Origin of the sequence: Oryzisolibacter propanilivorax, assembly GCF_900103645.1 — a bacterium.
GTDB classification, from domain to species: Bacteria; Pseudomonadota; Gammaproteobacteria; order Burkholderiales; family Burkholderiaceae_C; genus Melaminivora; species Melaminivora propanilivorax.
Map to the genome: position 1 here is coordinate 50,195 of NZ_FNHP01000008.1, position 16,076 is coordinate 66,270.

Genomic DNA, 16,076 nt, shown 5'->3' on the forward strand with positions numbered 1-16,076 from the left:
ATAATGAAAACCTTCCATATTAATATCCAAGCATTAACGCAATATTAAGGCGCCAGAAATCTCGAATGGATTTCCCTGAGATTATCGATTGGCGGCGGTTTCGGGGATTTTCGCAATCACCTTGATTTCAAAATGGAAACCCGACAGCCAGGTCGCGCCGACGCCGGTCAGCGCCGGGTAGGGCGCCTCGCCCCAGTGCTGCAGCACCACGTCCCATACCGCCTGCAGGTGCTGCTGCGGATCGACGACGAACACCGTTACGTCGATCACATCCTGGAAGGTGCAACCGGCGGCATGCAATACCGCATTCAAATGCGCGAATGCCAAGCGTACCTGCGTGGGTACATGCGGCTCGGGCGATCCATCCTTGCGGCTGCCAACCTGGCCAGAGACGAACAGCAGGCCATGGGCGCGAATGGCAGGTGAATAATGGTTGCGCTCGTACAGCGTCTGGGGGCCGGCGGGAAATACCGCATCGCGTTGCTGGGGCATGGAGGTCGGACTTTCAATATATCAAGAGAAAACCGACTGTAGGAAGCTTCGGCACCGGCATCAATGCGCCATCGCGCGCAACAGTGTTCGCGCTCGGAGGACAATCCGGCGCTTTGCCTTGTGGAGGTGGCATGGACCGTTTCGATGCCCTGCAGGCCTTTGCGCGCGTGGTCGAAACCGGCAGCTTCACGCGCGCCGCGCAGACCCTGCACCTGGGCCGTGCCAGCGTGTCGCAGTTGGTGCAGCAGCTGGAGGCGCGCCTGCGCGGGCGCCTGCTGCACCGCACCACGCGCCGCGTGCAGGTCACGCCCGAGGGGCAGGCGTACTACGAGCGCGTGGTGCGCCTGCTGGCCGACCTGCACGCCGCCGATGCGGCCATCGCCGGCGCGGCCGTGCAGCCGGCCGGGCGGCTGCGCGTGGACGTGCCCGGGCCGCTGGCGCGGCACGTGCTGGTGCCGGCGCTGCCCGAACTGCTCGACGCCTTCCCGGCGCTGCACATCGAGATGGGTGTGAGCGACCGCGCGGTCGATCTGTTGGCCGCCGGCGTCGACTGCGTGGTGCGCGGCGGCGCCATAGCCAACCCGGCGCTGGTGGCGCGGCGCGTGGGCGAGCTGCCGCTGGGCGTTTTCGCCGCACCGGCCTATCTGGCGCGCGTGGGCCTGCCGGAACACCCCGCCGCCCTGGCCGACAGCGGCCACGCCATGGTCGCGCTGGCCTGGGCGCCCGGCGGTGCGCCGCTGCTGCCGGTGCTGGAGCGCGCGGGTGAGCGCGTGGCCGTGCGCCTGCCGCACCGGCTGGTGCTGGACGATGCCTGCGCCAGCCTGGCCGCCGGCGTGGCCGGGCTGGGCCTGGTCTGGTTGCCGCATTTCCTGGCGGCGGAGATACGCTGGCGCGGGGCGCGCTGGTGCCGGTCCTCGCGGACTGGCGCCAGCCCGCCATGTCGCTGTATGCCGCCTACCCGGCGAACCGCCACCCCGGCGCGCGGGTGCAGGTGTTCATCGACTGGGTGGCGCGGGTGCTGGCGCGCGCCGCGCTGGCACCGCAGCCGTTGGCGCTATCGAAGGAATAGCTGTCAGCCCTTGGTATTCAAGGGCTGGAGGCGGTTTCCACCATGAAATTCGCCAACATGCCGTACAACCCTCAGGCCAGCGTCATCAGGCTGGCGTTGCCGCCGGCGGCGGCGGTGTTGACGCTCAGCGCGCGCTCCAGCACCAGCCGGGGCAGGGCCGCCAGGGCATCGTCCAGGCCGCGCACACGCGCCAGGCCGACCAGCGCGCCGGGCCGCTCGGCCAGGGCCTGCAGCGTAGCGGCGGTGTGGGCGTCGTCGCCGTCCAGCAGCACGGCGCCGATGTCCGCGCCGCGCCAGTCCTGCACCAAGGTGATGCGCGCCTGCACGGCGGCCGGCAGCGCCGCCCGCAACGCGGCGGCGCCGGCGTCGGCCGGCCACAGAGCGCTGGCGCCCACGGCCAGCACGCTGGCCAGCAACCGCAGGCGCGCCGCGTCGCTGGCGGGCTCGGCCAGGCAGGGCACGGCGGCGCGCGGCGGCAGGTGGTAGTCGTTGCGCTCGCCGGTCGGGCCGGGCAGCCGCGCCGACAGGCCAGCGCACGACGCCGCGGCCAGTGCCGCGCAGCTCTGCGCCAGCGCCGGCTCGCCGTGCGTACCCAGCCAGACCTGCAGCGCTCGCAGCGGCGCCAGCAGGTCGGCCTGGGCGCCGTCCTGCACCGGCTGCGCCGCCGTGTGGCCGATGGCCGCGCGCGCGGCGCCGGGCGGGTACGCCGCCAGCAGGCGCAGCAGATAGAGCGGCCCGCCGGCCTTCGGGCCGGTGCCCGACAAGCCCTCGCCGCCGAAGGGCTGCACGCCGACCACGGCGCCCACCAAGTTGCGGTTCACATACAGGTTACCGGCACATGCGCTGGCCGCCACGCGCGCCACGGTCTCGTCAATGCGCGTGTGCAGCCCTTGAGTCAGGCCGTAGCCGGTGGCGTTGATCTGCGCCAGCAGCGTGGGCAGCGCGTCCTGCGCGTAGCGCACGACGTGCAGCACCGGCCCGAAAACCTCGCGGCCCAGTTCGGCCACGCGGTCCAGCTCAATCAGCGTGGGCGGCACGAAGGTGCCGCGTTCTGTATCGGCCGGCAGAGCGCCCTGCAGCACGCGCCGTCCTGTAGCGCGGCGGCGCGCGATGTAATCCTGGATGGCGCCCTGCGCCTCGGCGTCGATGACCGGCCCGACATCGGTCGCCAGCCGCGCCGGGTCGCCCACGCGCAGCTCGGCCAGCGCGCCGCGCAGCATGGCCAGCGTGCGCTCGGCGCCGTCCTGCTGCAGGCACAGCACGCGCAGCGCCGAGCAGCGCTGGCCAGCGCTGTCGAAGGCCGAGGCCAGCACGTCGGCCACCACCTGCTCGGGCAGGGCGGAGGAATCGACGATCAGCGCGTTCTGCCCGCCGGTCTCGGCCACCAGCGGCACCGGCTGGCCGTGGGCGCCCAGGCGCTGCGCCAGCGTGCGCTGCAGCAGCCGCGCGACCTCGGTCGAGCCGGTGAACAGCACGCCCTGCACGCGCGCGTCCGCCACCAGCTGCGTGCCGACGGTGTCGCCCGCGCCGGGCAGCAGCTGCAGCGCGCCGCGCGGGATGCCGGCGGCGTGCAGCAGGCGCACGGCCTCGTGGGCGACGAGCGGCGTCTGCTCGGCCGGCTTGGCCAGCACCACGTTGCCCGCGGCCAGCGCCGCTGCCACCTGGCCCACAAAGATGGCCAGCGGGAAGTTCCAGGGGCTGATGCAGGCCACCGGGCCCAGCGGCAGGTAGCCGGCGTTGTCGAACTGGGCCTCGACCTGCGCGGCGTAGTAACGCAGGAAGTCCACTGCCTCGCGCAGCTCGGCCACGGCGTTGGCGGCGGTCTTGCCGGCCTCGCGCACCAGCAGGGGCAGGAAATGCAACGCCTCGGCCTCCAGCCGGTCGGCGGCAGTGCGCAGCAGCGCGGCGCGTTCGGTGGCGGGCGTCGCGGCCCACAGGGGCTGCGCGCCAACGGCGGCGGCCAGGGCGGCGTCCACGTCGGCGGCCTCCGCTTCGCGCACTTGGCCGACGCAGTCGGCATGGTCCGCCGGATTGCGCACCTGCACGGGGCTTTTCGCTATTGTTTCAATAGCTGGAGGCCTGTGATCCATATGGGCCAGAGGCCGATTTGGCTCATGAATCGAATCTGGAGCTTGCGCCACCAGCGGCGCGGCTTCGACAGCCCGTCTGCGGCTTTCGCCCAGCGCCTGCTCCAGCGCGCGCAGCACCGGCGGCGACGCCAGGTCCCAGCCGCGCGCGTTGGCGCGCACCGCGCCGTACAGCGCACGCGGCAGCGGGATGCGCGGGTGCGGCAGGCCGGCCACGCCGCCGTCCTGCGCCGCCTGTGCATCGACGGCGGCCACGGGGTCCTCCACCAGCGCTTCCAGCGGCAGGCCGGCGTCGGCCACGCGGTTCACGAACGAGGTGTTGGCGCCGTTCTCCAGCAGCCGGCGCACCAGGTAGGCCAGCAGCGTCTCGTGCGTGCCCACCGGGGCGTAGATGCGGCACGGGCGCTGGGGCACGACCTGCTCGTACAGCGGCTCGCCCATGCCGTGCAGGCACTGGAACTCGTACTGGCCGGGCTGCCAGCGCTGCGGGCCGGCCATTTCCCTGACGCTGGCCAGGGTCTGCGCGTTGTGCGTGGCGAACTGCGGATAGATGGCATCCGGCGCAGCCAGCAGCTTCTGCGCGCAGGCCAGGTAGGCCACGTCGGTGTGTGCCTTGCGGGTGTAGACCGGGTAGTCCGCAAGGCCTTCCACCTGCGCGCGCTTGATCTCGCTGTCCCAGTACGCGCCCTTGACCAGCCGCACCATCAGCCGGTGACCGCTGCGCCGCGCCAGGGCGACAAGCCAGTCGAGCACGGCCGGGCAGCGCTTCTGGTAGGCCTGCACCACGAAGCCGATGCCGTCGAAACCGGCCAGCGATGGCTCGGCGCACAGGCGCTTGAGCAGGTCCAGCGACAGCTCCAGCCGGTCGGCTTCCTCGGCGTCGATGTTCAGGCCGATGCCGTACTGGCGCGCCAGTTGCGCCAGGCTCAGCAGGCGCGGGTACAGCTCGTCCATCACACGCCGCCACTGCGCCATCTGGTAGCGCGGGTGCAGCGCGCTGAGCTTGATGGAGATGCCCGGGCCGTCGTACACGCCGCGCCCGGCGCTGGCGCGGCCGATGGCGTGGATGGCGTCCACGTAGGCCTGCTGGTAGCGCGCCGCGTCATCGGCGGTCAGCGCGGCCTCGCCCAGCATGTCGTAGGAATGGCGAAAGCCGCGCGCCTCCAGCTTCTGCGCGCGCGCCAGCGCCTCGGCGATGGTCTGGCCGGTGACGAACTGCTCGCCCATCAGGCGCATGGCCACATCAACGCCTTTGCGGATCAACGGCTCGCCGCCGCGTGCGGTGAGGCGGCGCAGTGTGTCCTTCAGCCCTGATTCGCTGTGCGTGGCCACCAGCCGCCCGGTCAGCAGCAGCCCCCAGGTGGCGGCGTTGACGAACAGCGACGGGCTGCGCCCCAAGTGCGCGGCCCAGTCGCCGCTGCCGACCTTGTCGCGGATCAGCGCGTCGCGCGTGGCGGCGTCGGGGATGCGCAAGAGGGCTTCGGCCAGGCACATCAGCGCCACGCCCTCGTGCGAGGACAGGGCGAACTGCTGCAACAGGGCCTGCACCAGCCCGGCGCGGCCGCCGTCCTGCTCGCGCTCGCGCAGGCCGCGCCCCAGTGCCAGGGCGCGCTCCTGCACCGCCTGCTGCAGGGCGGGCGGCAGGCGCGCGGCGGCCAGCAGCGGCGCCAGCGCTGCGGGTTCAGGCGGGCGGCAGGCGGCAGTGATGGCGCGGCGCAGCGGGTCGGTATCCGGCGGGCGCGGAAAGAACGCGGGCTGCGCGGCCGCAGCGCAGGCGTGCGGGTCGTGGGCGGGGGCGGCGTGGGTGTCCATGGCCGGATCATCGGCAAAGGCCGCTCGAATGAATCACCAAAATCGTGCCAAGCAACCGAATAATCCGTACATGAAAGCCGACATCGCCGAAGGTCTGGACCGTGTGGACCTGCGCATCCTGAAGATCCTGCAGGCCGACGGGCGGCTGTCCAACCTGAAGCTGGCCGAGGCGGTGGCGCTGTCGCCGACGGCAGTGCTGGCGCGCGTGCAGCGGCTGGTGCGGGATGGCTTCATCCTCGGCTACGAGGCGCGGCTGAACCCCCTGAAGCTGGGCGCGGGCATGCTGGTCTTCGTCGAGGTGCTGCTGGACCGCACCACGCCCAATGTGTTCGAGCAGTTCAAGGCAGCGGTGCAGGTACACCCCGAGATCATGGAATGCCACATGGTCGCGGGCGGCTTCGACTACCTGCTCAAGACTCGCACCGCCGACATGGCGGCCTACCGCCAGTTCGCCGGCGAAGTGCTGTGGCAGCTGCCGGGCGTGCGCGAGACGCGCACCTACGCGGTGATGGAAGAGGTCAAGCACTCGCACCAACTGCACTTGGGCTGAGCGCCTGCAGGCCAGCCGCGCCGGGCCAGCATAATCAGCCATCCCTCGGCTTTGCTGCGAGACGCCATGACCACCCGCCATCCCTTCGCCCGCAGCGCCGCCGTCGCGCTGCTGCTGTCCCTGCTGGGTGCGCAGGCCGCGCAGGCGGCGTGCTACATCCTCTACGACGCGCGCCGGCAGGTCGTCTACCAGGCGCAGACGCCGCCGGTGGATCTGTCGTTCCAGCTGCACGAGACCGTGCCCCGCGTGGTGCCCGGGGGCACGCTGGTGTTCACGCTGGACAGCGATGCCTGTGTACTGCAGTTCAACCGGCTGCCTGTGGGGGTGACGGCCCAGGGTGCTTTTCCGCCCGTGGTGCCGGCGGTGACCGCACGCCGCGCACCCGTCGCGGACCGCGGCTGAGTCGATCGCGTATCACACGCCGACGCCAGTGCCCGCAGCGTTGAAGCTGCTGCAGTGCGCATCCCATCTGGCCGGTAGCGCCTGAGAGCGTCAACACGTTCCGAGAAAGCGGGTGACTGGCCCCGCAGTGGCGGCTGTTGCCCGCGCTGACTTCGGCGGTATGTGAGGCCTTGTCCTACAGGCATGACGCGCCTTGGCGTGCGCTTACAGGTTGCCAGCTCTTTCAACAATGGTTTCTCTCTTCGCCTTGACCGCCTCCGGTATCGCACCGCTGGATGGCCAAAGCGATTCCTCGGGCCCAGGCACGGGCCGGCACTCCTGCCGGCACGCGCCGCACCACAGGAGACACCATGCCGCTACAACCCCCCGAAATCAGCCGCCGCCATCTGTTGTCGATGATCGGCAAGACCGCTGGAGGCGGTCTGATGTACCAGGCGATGGCCTCGCTCGGCCATGCGCAGGAATCGAGCTACCGCGGACCTCTGGAACTGGGCCGCGCCAAGCGCGGCGGCAAGGTCGTCATCCTGGGCGCGGGCCTGGCCGGCATGACCGCCGCCTACGAACTGCGCGCCGCCGGCTACGACGTGCAGATCCTGGAGTACCAGGGTCGCGCGGGCGGGCGCAGCTGGTCACTGCGCGGCGGCGACTCGTTCACCGAGCTGGACGGCACGCGCCAAACCTGCGAGTTCGACAAGGGCCTGTACATCAACCCCGGGCCGTGGCGCGTGCCCTACCACCACTACGCGCTGCTGGACTACTGCAAGCGCTTCGGCGTGCAGCTGGAACCGTTCATGCAGGTGAACTTCAACGCCCTGGTGCATTCGACCAGGGCGTTCGGCGGCAAGCCGCAGCGCTTTCGGCACGTCCAGTCGGACACGCGCGGCTACGTGGCCGAGCTGCTGGCCAAGGCGGCCAACAGCCACGCGCTGGACCAGGCCGTCACCCAGGACGACCTGGCGCTGCTGATGGAGGACCTGAAGGCCTGGGGCGGGCTGGACGCGCAGTACCGCTACCGCGAGGGCCACGCGGCCAGCGAGTACCGCGGCTACGACAGCGACCCGGCCGGCGGGCTGATGCCGCTGGCCAAGCCGTCCAAGCCGATCGCGCTGCAGGACCTGCTGCGCTCGCGCCTGTGGTCGCAGATCAACATCGGCCAGCTGTACGAGTTCCAGACGGCGATCTTCGAGCCGGTGGGCGGCATGGACATGATCGCCAAGGGCTTCGAGCGCCAGGTGGGCTCGCTGGTCCACTACCACCGCAAGGTCACCAGGATCGAGCAGTCGCCCCAGGGGGTGACGGTGAGCTGGGTGGACGCGAACCAGGGCGGGGACGGCGGCGCCGTGCAGCAGGTCAAGGCCGACTGGTGCGTGTGCACCATCCCGCTGTCCATCCTGAGCCAGATCGACATCCAGGTGGGCGACCCGATGAAGGCCGCGATTGCCGCCGTGCCCTACGGCGCGTCGTTCAAGGTCGGGCTGCAGTTCAAGCGCCGCTTCTGGGAAGAAGACGAGCGCATCTTCGGCGGCATCAGCTACACCGACCTGCCGATCGAGCAGATCTCGTACCCGTCGAACAACTACAACACCACCGGCCCGGCGGTGCTGCTGGGCGGATATGCGTTCGACAACACGCATGCCTTCGAATTCACCGCCATGAAGCCTGAAGACCGGGTCCGCGCGGCGGTGGAGTTCGGCGCGCAGCTGCACCCGCAGTACAGGCAGGAGTTCCAAAACGGCGTGTCGGTGGGCTGGCACCGCATCCCGTGGATCAACGGCTGCTTTGGCATCTGGTCCGACGAGTCGCGCAAGCAGCATTACAAAAACCTGTGCGCGGTGGACGGGCGCATCGTGCTGGCGGGCGAGCACGCCTCCTACATCCCGGCCTGGCAGGAAGGCGCCGTGCTGTCGGCGCTGGACGCCGTCAAGCGCCTGCACGAGCACGCCCAGGCCGCGGCCTGAGCTGCCGTCTCTTGCACCTGTGCGCCCGATCCACCTTCCGAGGAGCCTGACCATGACCCATACCACCCCCTGGCGCGGCGCTGCCGTCGCCGCGCTGGCCCTGGCCTGCAGCGCCGGCCCCGCCGTTGCGCAACAGCCCGCCACCGTTCCCGCCAACGTCTCGCCGCTGCCCCCGGCCAAGCCCGTCGCCAATGTCTCGCCGCTGCCCGCGCCGCAGCACCCCGGGCAGCGCACCATGACCCATCGCGACTCTCCGGATGCCGCCAAGCCGGCGGGCTTCAACCCGCGCTTTTCGCCGGATGGCGAGCGCTTCGTCGAGCAGGGCGGCCAGCAGCTGTACCAGTCCATCTGCCAGGGCTGCCACATGCCCCAAGGCGAAGGCGCCAAGGGCGCCGGCTTCTACCCGGCGCTGGCGGGCAACACCCGCCTGGCCGCGGGCGCTTACCCGGTGTACGTGGTGCTCAACGGCCTGCACGGCATGCCGCCGTTCGGCAAGCGGCTGGACGATCAGCAGGTGGCCGACGTGGTGAACTACATCCGCACGCACTTCGGCAACCAGTACCAGGACGCCGTCACGCCGGAGGCGGTGAAGAAGCAGCGGCAGTGAACGCGCACTGCGCCACATGACCGCCGTGCGCCCGCGCAGCCGTCCTGTGTCCGCCACGCCTGGGGCACGCGGGCGCTCGCCCCTTCTTCAACACTCACCACTGCTGCACGCCATGACCTTCCACCATTCCTGCTTCCCCATGTCCCTGCGCGCCCTGGCCGCGGCCGCGGCGCTGTCCGCGCTCGCCGGCTGCGCAGCGCCGCCCGCCAGCATCGACGTCGTGCGCCACCGCACGCCCGGCTCGGACTTCCCCATCGCCGCCGCCGTCGAGGTGCCGCCGGGCGCCACCACGGTCTACCTGTCCGGCCAGGTGCCGCCGGTGGTCGATGCGGCGCGCCCGGCCAGCGACCCGCTGGCCTATGGCGACACGCGCACCCAGACGCTGGGCGTGCTGCGCGGCATTGAGGAGCGGCTGCGCACGCTCGGCCTGAACATGGGCGACATCGTGAAGATGCAGGTCTTCCTGGTCGCCGATCCGAAGCGGGGTGCGATGGATTTCGCCGGCTTCATGCAGGGCTATACCCAGCACTTCGGCACCGCCGCCCAGCCGCGCCTGCCGGTGCGCTCGGTGTTCCAGGTGGCGGCGCTGGCCAATCCCGGCTGGCTGGTGGAGATCGAGGTCACGGCGGTGCGCCCGCCGGCCGGCGCCGCGCCGCGCTGATGCGGCCCTGCGGGAAAACCCGCTCTGAGACAATCGGGCTATGAGCGCCCCCCTCGACAACACCCTCCAAACCCCCATTTCCACTGCCGCTGCGGCACCCGATCCCACCCCGCTGTCCGACACGCCGCCGCTGCCCGCCGGCTGGCTCGAAGTCACCTCGATGGACCTGGACGCCCAGGGCGTCGCGCGCCGCGCCGACGGCAAGGTGGTCTTCATCGACGGCGCGCTGCCCGGCGAGCTGGTCAGCGCCACGCCCGGACGGCGCAAGAACAATTGGGAGCAGGCGGCACTCACCGAGATCCACCGCGAATCCAGCCTGCGCGTGCGCCCGCGCTGCCCGCACTTCGGCCTGCACGCCGGCGCCTGCGGCGGCTGCAAGATGCAGCACCTGGACGCTGTGGCCCAGGTGGCCGTCAAGCAGCGCGTGCTGGAGGACAACCTGTGGCACCTGGGCAAGGTGCGTCCCGAGAGCATCCTGCGCCCCATCGAGGGCCCGGCCTGGGGCTACCGCTGGCGCGCGCGCCTGTCGGTGCGGTACGTCGCCAAGAAGGGCACGGTGCTGGTCGGCTTCCATGAGCGCAAGAGCCGCTACATCGCGGACATGGAAACCTGCAAGATCCTGCCACCGCACGTCGACGCGCTGCTCATGCCGCTGCGCGCGCTGATCGGCGCCATGGACGCGCGCGACACCTGCCCGCAGATTGAGCTGGCCTGTGGCGATCGCGTCACGGCGCTGGTGCTGCGCCACCTGGAGCCGCTGTCGGCCGCAGACGTGCAGCGCCTGCGCGACTTTGCCCCACTGCACGGCGTGCAGTGGTGGCTGCAACCCAAGGGGCCGGACACGGTGCACCTGCTGGATGGCCAGGGTGGCGAGGCACTGGCCTACGACCTGCCGGACTTCGGCATCACCATGCCGTTCCGGCCGACCGACTTCACGCAGGTCAATCCGCACATCAACCGGGTGCTGGTCTCGCGTGCGCTGCGGCTGCTGCAGGTGGGCCGCAACGAGCGCGTGATCGACTGGTTCTGCGGCCTGGGCAACTTCACGCTGCCGCTGGCCACACAGGCGCGCGAGGTGCTGGGCATCGAGGGCAGCGAGGCGCTGGTCGCGCGCTCGCGCGAGAACTATGCGAAGAACCAGACGCAAAGGTCTGCGGGCCAGACGCTGGCAGCAACCGAATTCGTGGCGCGCAATCTGTTCGAGATGACGCCCGCGCAGCTGATGGCCGACGGCCGCGCCGACAAGTGGCTGGTCGATCCGCCGCGCGAGGGCGCCTTCGCCCTGGCCAAGGCACTGGCCGATATCCACCAGGCGCGCATCGGCGCTGAAGGGGCGGGGCCTCTGCCCCCGGGCCACGAGGGATGGACGCCGCCGGCGCGCATCGTCTACGTCAGCTGCAACCCGTCCACCCTGGCGCGCGACGCCGGGCTGCTGGTGCACCAGGCGGGCTACCGTTGCACGGCGGCGGGCGTGGTCAACATGTTCCCGCACACCGCGCACGTCGAGAGCATGGCGGTATTCGAACGCGCAGATTAATGGTCAAAAAAGGCTGAAGCCCTTTGAATATATGGGCCTGCAGCTACTATTTTGATAGTAATAGGCAAGGGCTGGCACGCCCAGGGCCGGGCGGTGCCGGTCTTCAGCTGCGGCCGCTGCGCGTGTCGCGCTCGCGGCTGTCGTCGATCGCCTCGTCCCTGGCGGGCCGGCGCGCAGCCTTGGCCGGCGCCTCGGCCGGCTTGTCCAGCTGCGTCAGCACCGAGGGCGTGCCCTCGAGCTTGTTCTCGCGCATGTACTGGTCCATCTCCTTCCAGCCGGCGAAAACCTGCGCCTTGGCCGCCTTGGGGTTCAGGGTGAAGCAGTCTTCCAGCCCACGCAGCGCGTGCCGGCAGGCGCCGCCGATGGCCTTGGCCTCGGCCTCGCGCTGCAGTGCGCGTGGGTCCGGCCCCAGGCCGGGAATCTCGCACCCGGCGAGCGCCAGCAGCAGCACCAGCAGCGCCGGGCGCATTCTGGTGCGGACGGCGGCGAGGGAAGAGCGGGGCGGGGGGTGCAGAGAACGCATGGATGGTTATCGGCTGCTGCGCGCGAAAAGTTGAGCCGGGCCAAGCAAAAAGCCCTGCACCGAGAGGTGCAGGGCTTGGAGCGTGGGGCGGGCCGGATGCATGCAAGGGCATCCGGTCAGGGCAGGGGCGCCAGGTTCAGTCGCGCTCGCCGCCCATGATTCCCAACAGGGCGAGCAGGCTCTGGAAGACGTTGAACAGGTCCAGGTACAAGGCCAGCGTGGCGCTGATGTAGTTGGTCTCGCCCCCGTCCAGGATGCGCTTCAGGTCATACAGCATGAAGGCGCTGAAGATGCCGATGGCGGCCACGGAAATCGCCATCATCCCGGCCGAGGAGCCGACGAAGACGTTCACGATGGCGCCGACCATCAGCACCATGGCGCCGACGAACAGCCACTTGCCCATGCCCGACAGGTCGCGCTTGATGACCGTGGCCAGGCTGGCCATCACGAAGAACACGCCCGCCGTGCCGGCGAAGGCCGTCATGATGAGTTCGGCGCCATTGGAAAAGCCGAGGATGGCGCCGATCAGGCGCGACAGCATCAAGCCCATGAAGAAGGTAAAGCCCAGCAGCACCGGCACACCGGCGGCCGAGTTCTTGGTCTTCTCGATGGCGAACATGAAGCCGAAGGCGCCGCCCAGGAAGACGATCAGCCCCAGGCCGCCCTGCAGTGCCATGGTGATGCCGGTGGCCACGCCCAGCCAGGCGCCGGCGACGGTGGGCAGCAGGCTCAGGGCCAGCAGCCAATAGGTGTTGCGCAGCACGCGGTGGCGCTGCTCCTGCGACAGGCCGTAGCTGGCGGCGCTGCCGAAACGGGTGATGCCGTTGTTCATGTGTGTTTCTCCTGGAGTGCTTTCAGGGCCGCGTGTAGAGCGGTCCAGCCCATTTTAGGTAAGGGTTTTGCGCGGCTTTTGCAATACCCGCGCATGGCCCCCCGGATTGCCGGGCGCGGCACATCCCGCGCCTGCATGTCAGCAATGTTTGTCCTGTGGCAGGTGCAGTGCCGCCGGGCAGGATGGCTATGCTTGCGCCTCGCGTAATTCCATAACCAAACTCCCTGAACTGTATTTTTATGAAAACCGTCTCCTCCCTCGAGCTTTCCGACCTCAAGCAGATCGCCGCCGCCGCCGAGGCCGAGGCCCTGAAGCACCAGTGGGCCGTGACCGTCGCCATCGTCGACGAGGGCGGCCACCCGCTGTGGCTGCAGCGCCTGGACGGCGCCGCCGCCGTCTCCGCGCACATCGCCCAGGCCAAGGCGCGCACCGCCGCCCTGGGCCGCCGCGAGACCAAAGGCTACGAGGAGATGATCAATAACGGCCGCACGTCGTTCCTGTCGGCTCCGGCCATCGACGGCATGCTCGAAGGCGGCGTGCCGATCCTCAAGGACGGCCACTGCCTGGGCGCGGTCGGCGTGAGCGGCGTCAAGTCCACCGAGGACGCGCAGGTGGCGCGCGCCGGCATCGCCGCCATCGGCCTGTAAGCCAGGGCGGTAGCCGCCATGTAAAAAAGCCGGCCTGAAAAGGCCGGCTTTTTCATGGGTGCCGCGTGGCGGCTGGAGAGGCAATCGCAAGGCTGTCGGGAAAAAAAGCGTGGCTACGCGAAAGAGAAGAACTTCCGTTGGCTGGCTAAAACGACTGGTCGGGTCGCAAGACCCGCGAGTCGCCCCACGATGAAACACGGTTGAAGGAGATCTGGCGGCCGCCTTACTTGGTCAGTATCAGCTTGCCCAGCTTGGTGGCCTGCAGGCGGTACAGGGAGCCGTTGTGCACGATGGTCACCGCCTTGTTGCCTTGCAGCAGCGCAGTGCTGTCCACGGCGGCGCGGTCGGTCGTGTCACGGGCGGCGCCTTGCGGGCTGGCCACGATGTGCTGGCGGGGCAGGGCGGTCAGGGCGGCTTGCATGGTGATCAAGGATTGGCGTTAAGTTCGGTTAATGATAACCATTCTCAATAATTCGTCAAGCCTTTTGCTTGGCCACCCGGTAAAAGTATGTGACTGGGTTCTTTCACACGTTCTCAGCGTGCCGGATCGGTCACGAAGCCGATTTTGCGCACGCCGGCGCGCTGCGCCGCTGCCATGGCCTGGGCCACGCGCTCGTAGCGCACGTCCTTGTCGCCCCGGATGTGCAGGTCGGGCTGCGGGTCCTTGGCGGCCTCGGTGCGCAGGCGCGGCTCCAGCTCGTCGTCGGTGATGGTGCTCTCGTTCCAATGGTAGGTGCCATCGGCGGTCACCGACAGGCGGATGGTCTCGGGCTTGATGACCTCCTCCTGGTTGGCGGCGCGCGGCAGGTCCACCGGCACGGCGTGCTTGATCACTGGCACGGTGATGATGAAGATGATCAGCAGCACCAGCATGACGTCCACCAGCGGCGTCATGTTGATCTCGTTCATCACCTCGTCGGCGCTGTCCTGGGTTCCGAAGGCCATGGCGTCAACCCTTCTTCATGGTCACCACGCGAGCGCCGTCGCCACTTGGCAGGATGACACGGGCGCCGGTCACGAAGTAGGCGTGCAGGTCGTGGGCGAAGCTGTTGAGGGCGTTCAGGATGTGCTTGTTGCCGCGCACCAGGGCGTTGTAGCCCAGTACCGCGGGGATGGCCACCGCCAGGCCCAGGGCGGTCATGATCAGCGCCTCGCCAATCGGGCCGGCCACCTTGTCGATGGTCGACTGGCCCGATGTGCCGATGGCCACCAGCGCGTGGTAGATACCCCAGACGGTGCCGAACAGGCCGATGAACGGCGCCGTGGAGCCCACCGAGGCCAGGATCGCCAGGCCCGACTGCAGCCGGGCGGTGAACTCGTCAATGCAGTTGCGCAGGCAGCGCGTGATCCAGTCGCTCACGTCCAGGCTGTCGTGCAGGTGGGTCTGGGTGTTGCGGTGGTGCGCCGTGGCCTCGCGCCCTTCCAGGGCCAGGTGGCGGAACGGGTTGCTGGCGTCACCGCCCAGCTTGGACAGGCCGGCGGCGAAGTCCTCGCTGTGCCAGAAGTCGCGTGCCTGACGCGCCAGCTGCTTAAAGCGCACGATGTCCAGCGCCTTGAGGATGATGACGATCCACGAGGCCAGGGACATGGCCAGCAGCAGCACGGCGACGGCGCGCGTGACGAAGTCGCCCTGGATCCAGACGTTGGCGATGCCGAATTGCGATTGCATGGGGAAAAAACTCCTGGGAACGGCCGTGGCCGGGAATGGGCTGTGCCGGCTTACTGCTTGAGCACGAAATTGATGGGCTGCACGAACCACATGGCCTCGGGTACGCCGCCGCGCGTGCCGGGCACGAAGCGCCAGCGCTGCACGGTTTCCAGGGCCTGGCGGTCCAGCCGGTCGAAGCCGCTGGACTTCTTCAGCTCGACTTTCTGCGGCAGGCCGTCAGTGCCGATCAGCACGTTGAGCAGCACCACGCCCTGCTCGCCTAGGCGCCGGCTGACCGCCGGGTAGGGTGGGGCCGGATTGTTCAGGTGGCTGGCGTTGCTGGACGGCTGGATGACTGCCGGCGGCGCCGGTGGCGCGGGCGGGGCTGGGGGCGCCGGCGGGGCCGGCGGCGCGATAGGGGCAGGAGCCGGCGCCGGTGGGGCGGGCGGCTGCGGCTCGGTCACGCCCAACGGCGCGTTGGGCGCTGGGGTCGGGTCGGGGATGGCCAGCGGCACCGGCGCCCGGGCCGGTCGCGGCTTGGGGGCAGGCTTGGGCGGCGCGGGCTTGGGCGGTGGCGGCGTGGGTGCGGGCTTAGGCGGCGGCGCCGGTGGCGGCGGTGCAGGGGGCGCTGGCGGCTGGGCGACCAGCATTTCGCTGATCACCTGCACCGGCAGCACCATCTGCGGCGGCGTGACACGGGCCAGGCCCGATTGCAGGGCCCACAGCCCGGCAGCGTGCAGCGCCAGTACCGAACCAGCAATCGCAACGTGGCGTCCCGTCAGGCCAGCAGGCGCACCATATCGATCAGTCAGGAGCATGGAAAAAGGGCCCGGCCTGGCCCTGGTGACGGCGCCAGCCCGCAAGGGCTTGTCAGATGGAAGGAGCGAGAGCCCTCATTTGCGCACGATCCACCAGACCGAGCACAGCACGATGATCAAACTGCCAGCGAGGGGGACGAAGATTTGCAGCATGCGTTGCCTTCCTGAAGGAGGTGGGCAAGCTGGCTGTGCTGCGGCGCGGTGTCGTTGCGCAGCGCCGCGACCGGCTGCGAGCCGCAGCATTGCGCCACGACATCGCGGGCCGAGGCCTCGCAGCAACCGCACTGGGTGGCAACGCCCAACTCGAACTGGATCTCGTCGAAGCTCATCCCGGCGCGCGCGTGGCGTGCGATTTCACGGTCGGAGATACGGTGGCAGACGCAGACGATCATGGCGGGGTAGGCCGGCGTGGCTGGCTTGTTGGGAAAGTGAG

At 69.8% G+C, this 16,076-nt stretch carries 17 protein-coding genes; 8 read left to right on the forward strand and 9 right to left on the reverse strand.

Annotated features, from left to right (window positions below; genetic code table 11):
* Positions 1 to 81 precede the first annotated feature (81 nt).
* Positions 82 to 492: a RidA family protein gene (locus BLQ61_RS13080; protein ID WP_091571082.1), complete on the reverse strand. Its 411-nt coding sequence runs from the start codon at positions 490 to 492 to the stop codon at positions 82 to 84.
* Between the two features lie 131 nt (positions 493 to 623).
* Here BLQ61_RS13080 and BLQ61_RS13085 point away from each other — a divergent pair, with 131 nt between their 5' ends.
* On the forward strand, positions 624 to 1,607 hold the full coding sequence (locus BLQ61_RS13085; protein ID WP_342672242.1) for a LysR family transcriptional regulator: 984 nt from the start codon (positions 624 to 626) through the stop codon (positions 1,605 to 1,607).
* 25 nt (positions 1,608 to 1,632) lie between these two features.
* On the opposite strand, the gene putA is transcribed toward BLQ61_RS13085, so the two are convergent.
* Positions 1,633 to 5,460 (reverse strand): trifunctional transcriptional regulator/proline dehydrogenase/L-glutamate gamma-semialdehyde dehydrogenase, encoded by a 3,828-nt coding sequence (gene putA / locus BLQ61_RS13090; RefSeq protein ID WP_091571085.1) that lies wholly within the window; start codon positions 5,458 to 5,460, stop codon positions 1,633 to 1,635.
* Positions 5,461 to 5,530: 70 nt separating this feature from the next.
* On the opposite strand from putA, the gene BLQ61_RS13095 reads away from it, so the two are divergent.
* From BLQ61_RS13095 to rlmD, 6 genes are all read left to right on the forward strand, one after another.
* Positions 5,531 to 6,010 (forward strand): Lrp/AsnC ligand binding domain-containing protein, encoded by a 480-nt coding sequence (locus BLQ61_RS13095; RefSeq protein ID WP_091571088.1) that lies wholly within the window; start codon positions 5,531 to 5,533, stop codon positions 6,008 to 6,010.
* Positions 6,011 to 6,076: 66 nt separating this feature from the next.
* Positions 6,077 to 6,412 carry a hypothetical protein gene (locus BLQ61_RS13100; protein WP_091571091.1) on the forward strand — a complete coding sequence of 112 codons (336 nt, stop codon included), beginning with the start codon at positions 6,077 to 6,079 and terminating at the stop codon, positions 6,410 to 6,412.
* Positions 6,413 to 6,762: 350 nt separating this feature from the next.
* Positions 6,763 to 8,370, forward strand: a complete 1,608-nt coding sequence (locus BLQ61_RS13105) for a flavin monoamine oxidase family protein (RefSeq protein ID WP_217629405.1) — start codon at positions 6,763 to 6,765, stop codon at positions 8,368 to 8,370.
* A gap of 52 nt (positions 8,371 to 8,422) precedes the next feature.
* Complete coding sequence (locus BLQ61_RS13110; protein ID WP_245704058.1) at positions 8,423 to 8,977, forward strand: c-type cytochrome; 555 nt, start codon at positions 8,423 to 8,425, stop codon at positions 8,975 to 8,977.
* A 139-nt stretch (positions 8,978 to 9,116) separates the two neighbouring features.
* Complete coding sequence (locus tag BLQ61_RS13115; RefSeq protein WP_091571351.1) at positions 9,117 to 9,638, forward strand: RidA family protein; 522 nt, start codon at positions 9,117 to 9,119, stop codon at positions 9,636 to 9,638.
* Between the two features lie 40 nt (positions 9,639 to 9,678).
* Positions 9,679 to 11,175 carry a 23S rRNA (uracil(1939)-C(5))-methyltransferase RlmD gene (rlmD, locus tag BLQ61_RS13120; protein ID WP_091571094.1) on the forward strand — a complete coding sequence of 499 codons (1,497 nt, stop codon included), beginning with the start codon at positions 9,679 to 9,681 and terminating at the stop codon, positions 11,173 to 11,175.
* A gap of 103 nt (positions 11,176 to 11,278) precedes the next feature.
* Here the strand turns inward: rlmD and BLQ61_RS13125 are convergent, their stop codons facing one another.
* Positions 11,279 to 11,644 (reverse strand): hypothetical protein, encoded by a 366-nt coding sequence (locus BLQ61_RS13125; protein WP_091571096.1) that lies wholly within the window; start codon positions 11,642 to 11,644, stop codon positions 11,279 to 11,281.
* Between the two features lie 190 nt (positions 11,645 to 11,834).
* Complete coding sequence (locus tag BLQ61_RS13130; RefSeq protein WP_091571099.1) at positions 11,835 to 12,530, reverse strand: Bax inhibitor-1/YccA family protein; 696 nt, start codon at positions 12,528 to 12,530, stop codon at positions 11,835 to 11,837.
* 239 nt (positions 12,531 to 12,769) lie between these two features.
* Here BLQ61_RS13130 and BLQ61_RS13135 point away from each other — a divergent pair, with 239 nt between their 5' ends.
* Positions 12,770 to 13,177 carry a GlcG/HbpS family heme-binding protein gene (locus BLQ61_RS13135; RefSeq protein ID WP_091571102.1) on the forward strand — a complete coding sequence of 136 codons (408 nt, stop codon included), beginning with the start codon at positions 12,770 to 12,772 and terminating at the stop codon, positions 13,175 to 13,177.
* A 223-nt stretch (positions 13,178 to 13,400) separates the two neighbouring features.
* On the opposite strand, the gene hemP is transcribed toward BLQ61_RS13135, so the two are convergent.
* From hemP to BLQ61_RS13160, 5 genes are all read right to left on the reverse strand, one after another.
* Positions 13,401 to 13,598: a hemin uptake protein HemP gene (gene hemP, locus BLQ61_RS13140; RefSeq protein ID WP_091571353.1), complete on the reverse strand. Its 198-nt coding sequence runs from the start codon at positions 13,596 to 13,598 to the stop codon at positions 13,401 to 13,403.
* A 113-nt stretch (positions 13,599 to 13,711) separates the two neighbouring features.
* Positions 13,712 to 14,122 carry an ExbD/TolR family protein gene (locus BLQ61_RS13145; protein ID WP_091571104.1) on the reverse strand — a complete coding sequence of 137 codons (411 nt, stop codon included), beginning with the start codon at positions 14,120 to 14,122 and terminating at the stop codon, positions 13,712 to 13,714.
* Between the two features lie 4 nt (positions 14,123 to 14,126).
* Positions 14,127 to 14,846 (reverse strand): MotA/TolQ/ExbB proton channel family protein, encoded by a 720-nt coding sequence (locus BLQ61_RS13150; RefSeq protein ID WP_091571107.1) that lies wholly within the window; start codon positions 14,844 to 14,846, stop codon positions 14,127 to 14,129.
* 50 nt (positions 14,847 to 14,896) lie between these two features.
* Positions 14,897 to 15,643, reverse strand: coding sequence for an energy transducer TonB (locus tag BLQ61_RS13155; protein ID WP_091571109.1), 747 nt, complete (start codon positions 15,641 to 15,643; stop codon positions 14,897 to 14,899).
* A 116-nt stretch (positions 15,644 to 15,759) separates the two neighbouring features.
* Entirely contained in the window at positions 15,760 to 16,035 is a 276-nt protein-coding gene (locus BLQ61_RS13160; RefSeq protein ID WP_091571112.1) for a (2Fe-2S)-binding protein, read from the reverse strand.
* Positions 16,036 to 16,076 lie beyond the last annotated feature (41 nt).

Bases quoted from the DNA above. Each gene is read 5' to 3' on its own strand.
- BLQ61_RS13100 (WP_091571091.1), top strand. From the start codon at position 6,077: ATGACCACCCGCCATCCCTTCGCCCGCAGCGCCGCCGTCGCGCTGCTG.
- BLQ61_RS13115 (WP_091571351.1), top strand. From the start codon at position 9,117: ATGTCCCTGCGCGCCCTGGCCGCGGCCGCGGCGCTGTCCGCGCTCGCC.
- BLQ61_RS13105 (WP_217629405.1), top strand. From the start codon at position 6,763: ATGCCGCTACAACCCCCCGAAATCAGCCGCCGCCATCTGTTGTCGATG.
- rlmD (WP_091571094.1), top strand. From the start codon at position 9,679: ATGAGCGCCCCCCTCGACAACACCCTCCAAACCCCCATTTCCACTGCC.
- BLQ61_RS13085 (WP_342672242.1), top strand. From the start codon at position 624: ATGGACCGTTTCGATGCCCTGCAGGCCTTTGCGCGCGTGGTCGAAACC.
- BLQ61_RS13155 (WP_091571109.1), bottom strand. From the start codon at position 15,643: ATGCTCCTGACTGATCGATATGGTGCGCCTGCTGGCCTGACGGGACGC.
- BLQ61_RS13125 (WP_091571096.1), bottom strand. From the start codon at position 11,644: ATGCGCCCGGCGCTGCTGGTGCTGCTGCTGGCGCTCGCCGGGTGCGAG.
- BLQ61_RS13110 (WP_245704058.1), top strand. From the start codon at position 8,423: ATGACCCATACCACCCCCTGGCGCGGCGCTGCCGTCGCCGCGCTGGCC.
- BLQ61_RS13145 (WP_091571104.1), bottom strand. From the start codon at position 14,122: ATGGCCTTCGGAACCCAGGACAGCGCCGACGAGGTGATGAACGAGATC.
- BLQ61_RS13130 (WP_091571099.1), bottom strand. From the start codon at position 12,530: ATGAACAACGGCATCACCCGTTTCGGCAGCGCCGCCAGCTACGGCCTG.
- hemP (WP_091571353.1), bottom strand. From the start codon at position 13,598: ATGCAAGCCGCCCTGACCGCCCTGCCCCGCCAGCACATCGTGGCCAGC.
- BLQ61_RS13095 (WP_091571088.1), top strand. From the start codon at position 5,531: ATGAAAGCCGACATCGCCGAAGGTCTGGACCGTGTGGACCTGCGCATC.
- BLQ61_RS13150 (WP_091571107.1), bottom strand. From the start codon at position 14,846: ATGCAATCGCAATTCGGCATCGCCAACGTCTGGATCCAGGGCGACTTC.
- BLQ61_RS13160 (WP_091571112.1), bottom strand. From the start codon at position 16,035: ATGATCGTCTGCGTCTGCCACCGTATCTCCGACCGTGAAATCGCACGC.
- BLQ61_RS13135 (WP_091571102.1), top strand. From the start codon at position 12,770: ATGAAAACCGTCTCCTCCCTCGAGCTTTCCGACCTCAAGCAGATCGCC.
- putA (WP_091571085.1), bottom strand. From the start codon at position 5,460: ATGGACACCCACGCCGCCCCCGCCCACGACCCGCACGCCTGCGCTGCG.
- BLQ61_RS13080 (WP_091571082.1), bottom strand. From the start codon at position 492: ATGCCCCAGCAACGCGATGCGGTATTTCCCGCCGGCCCCCAGACGCTG.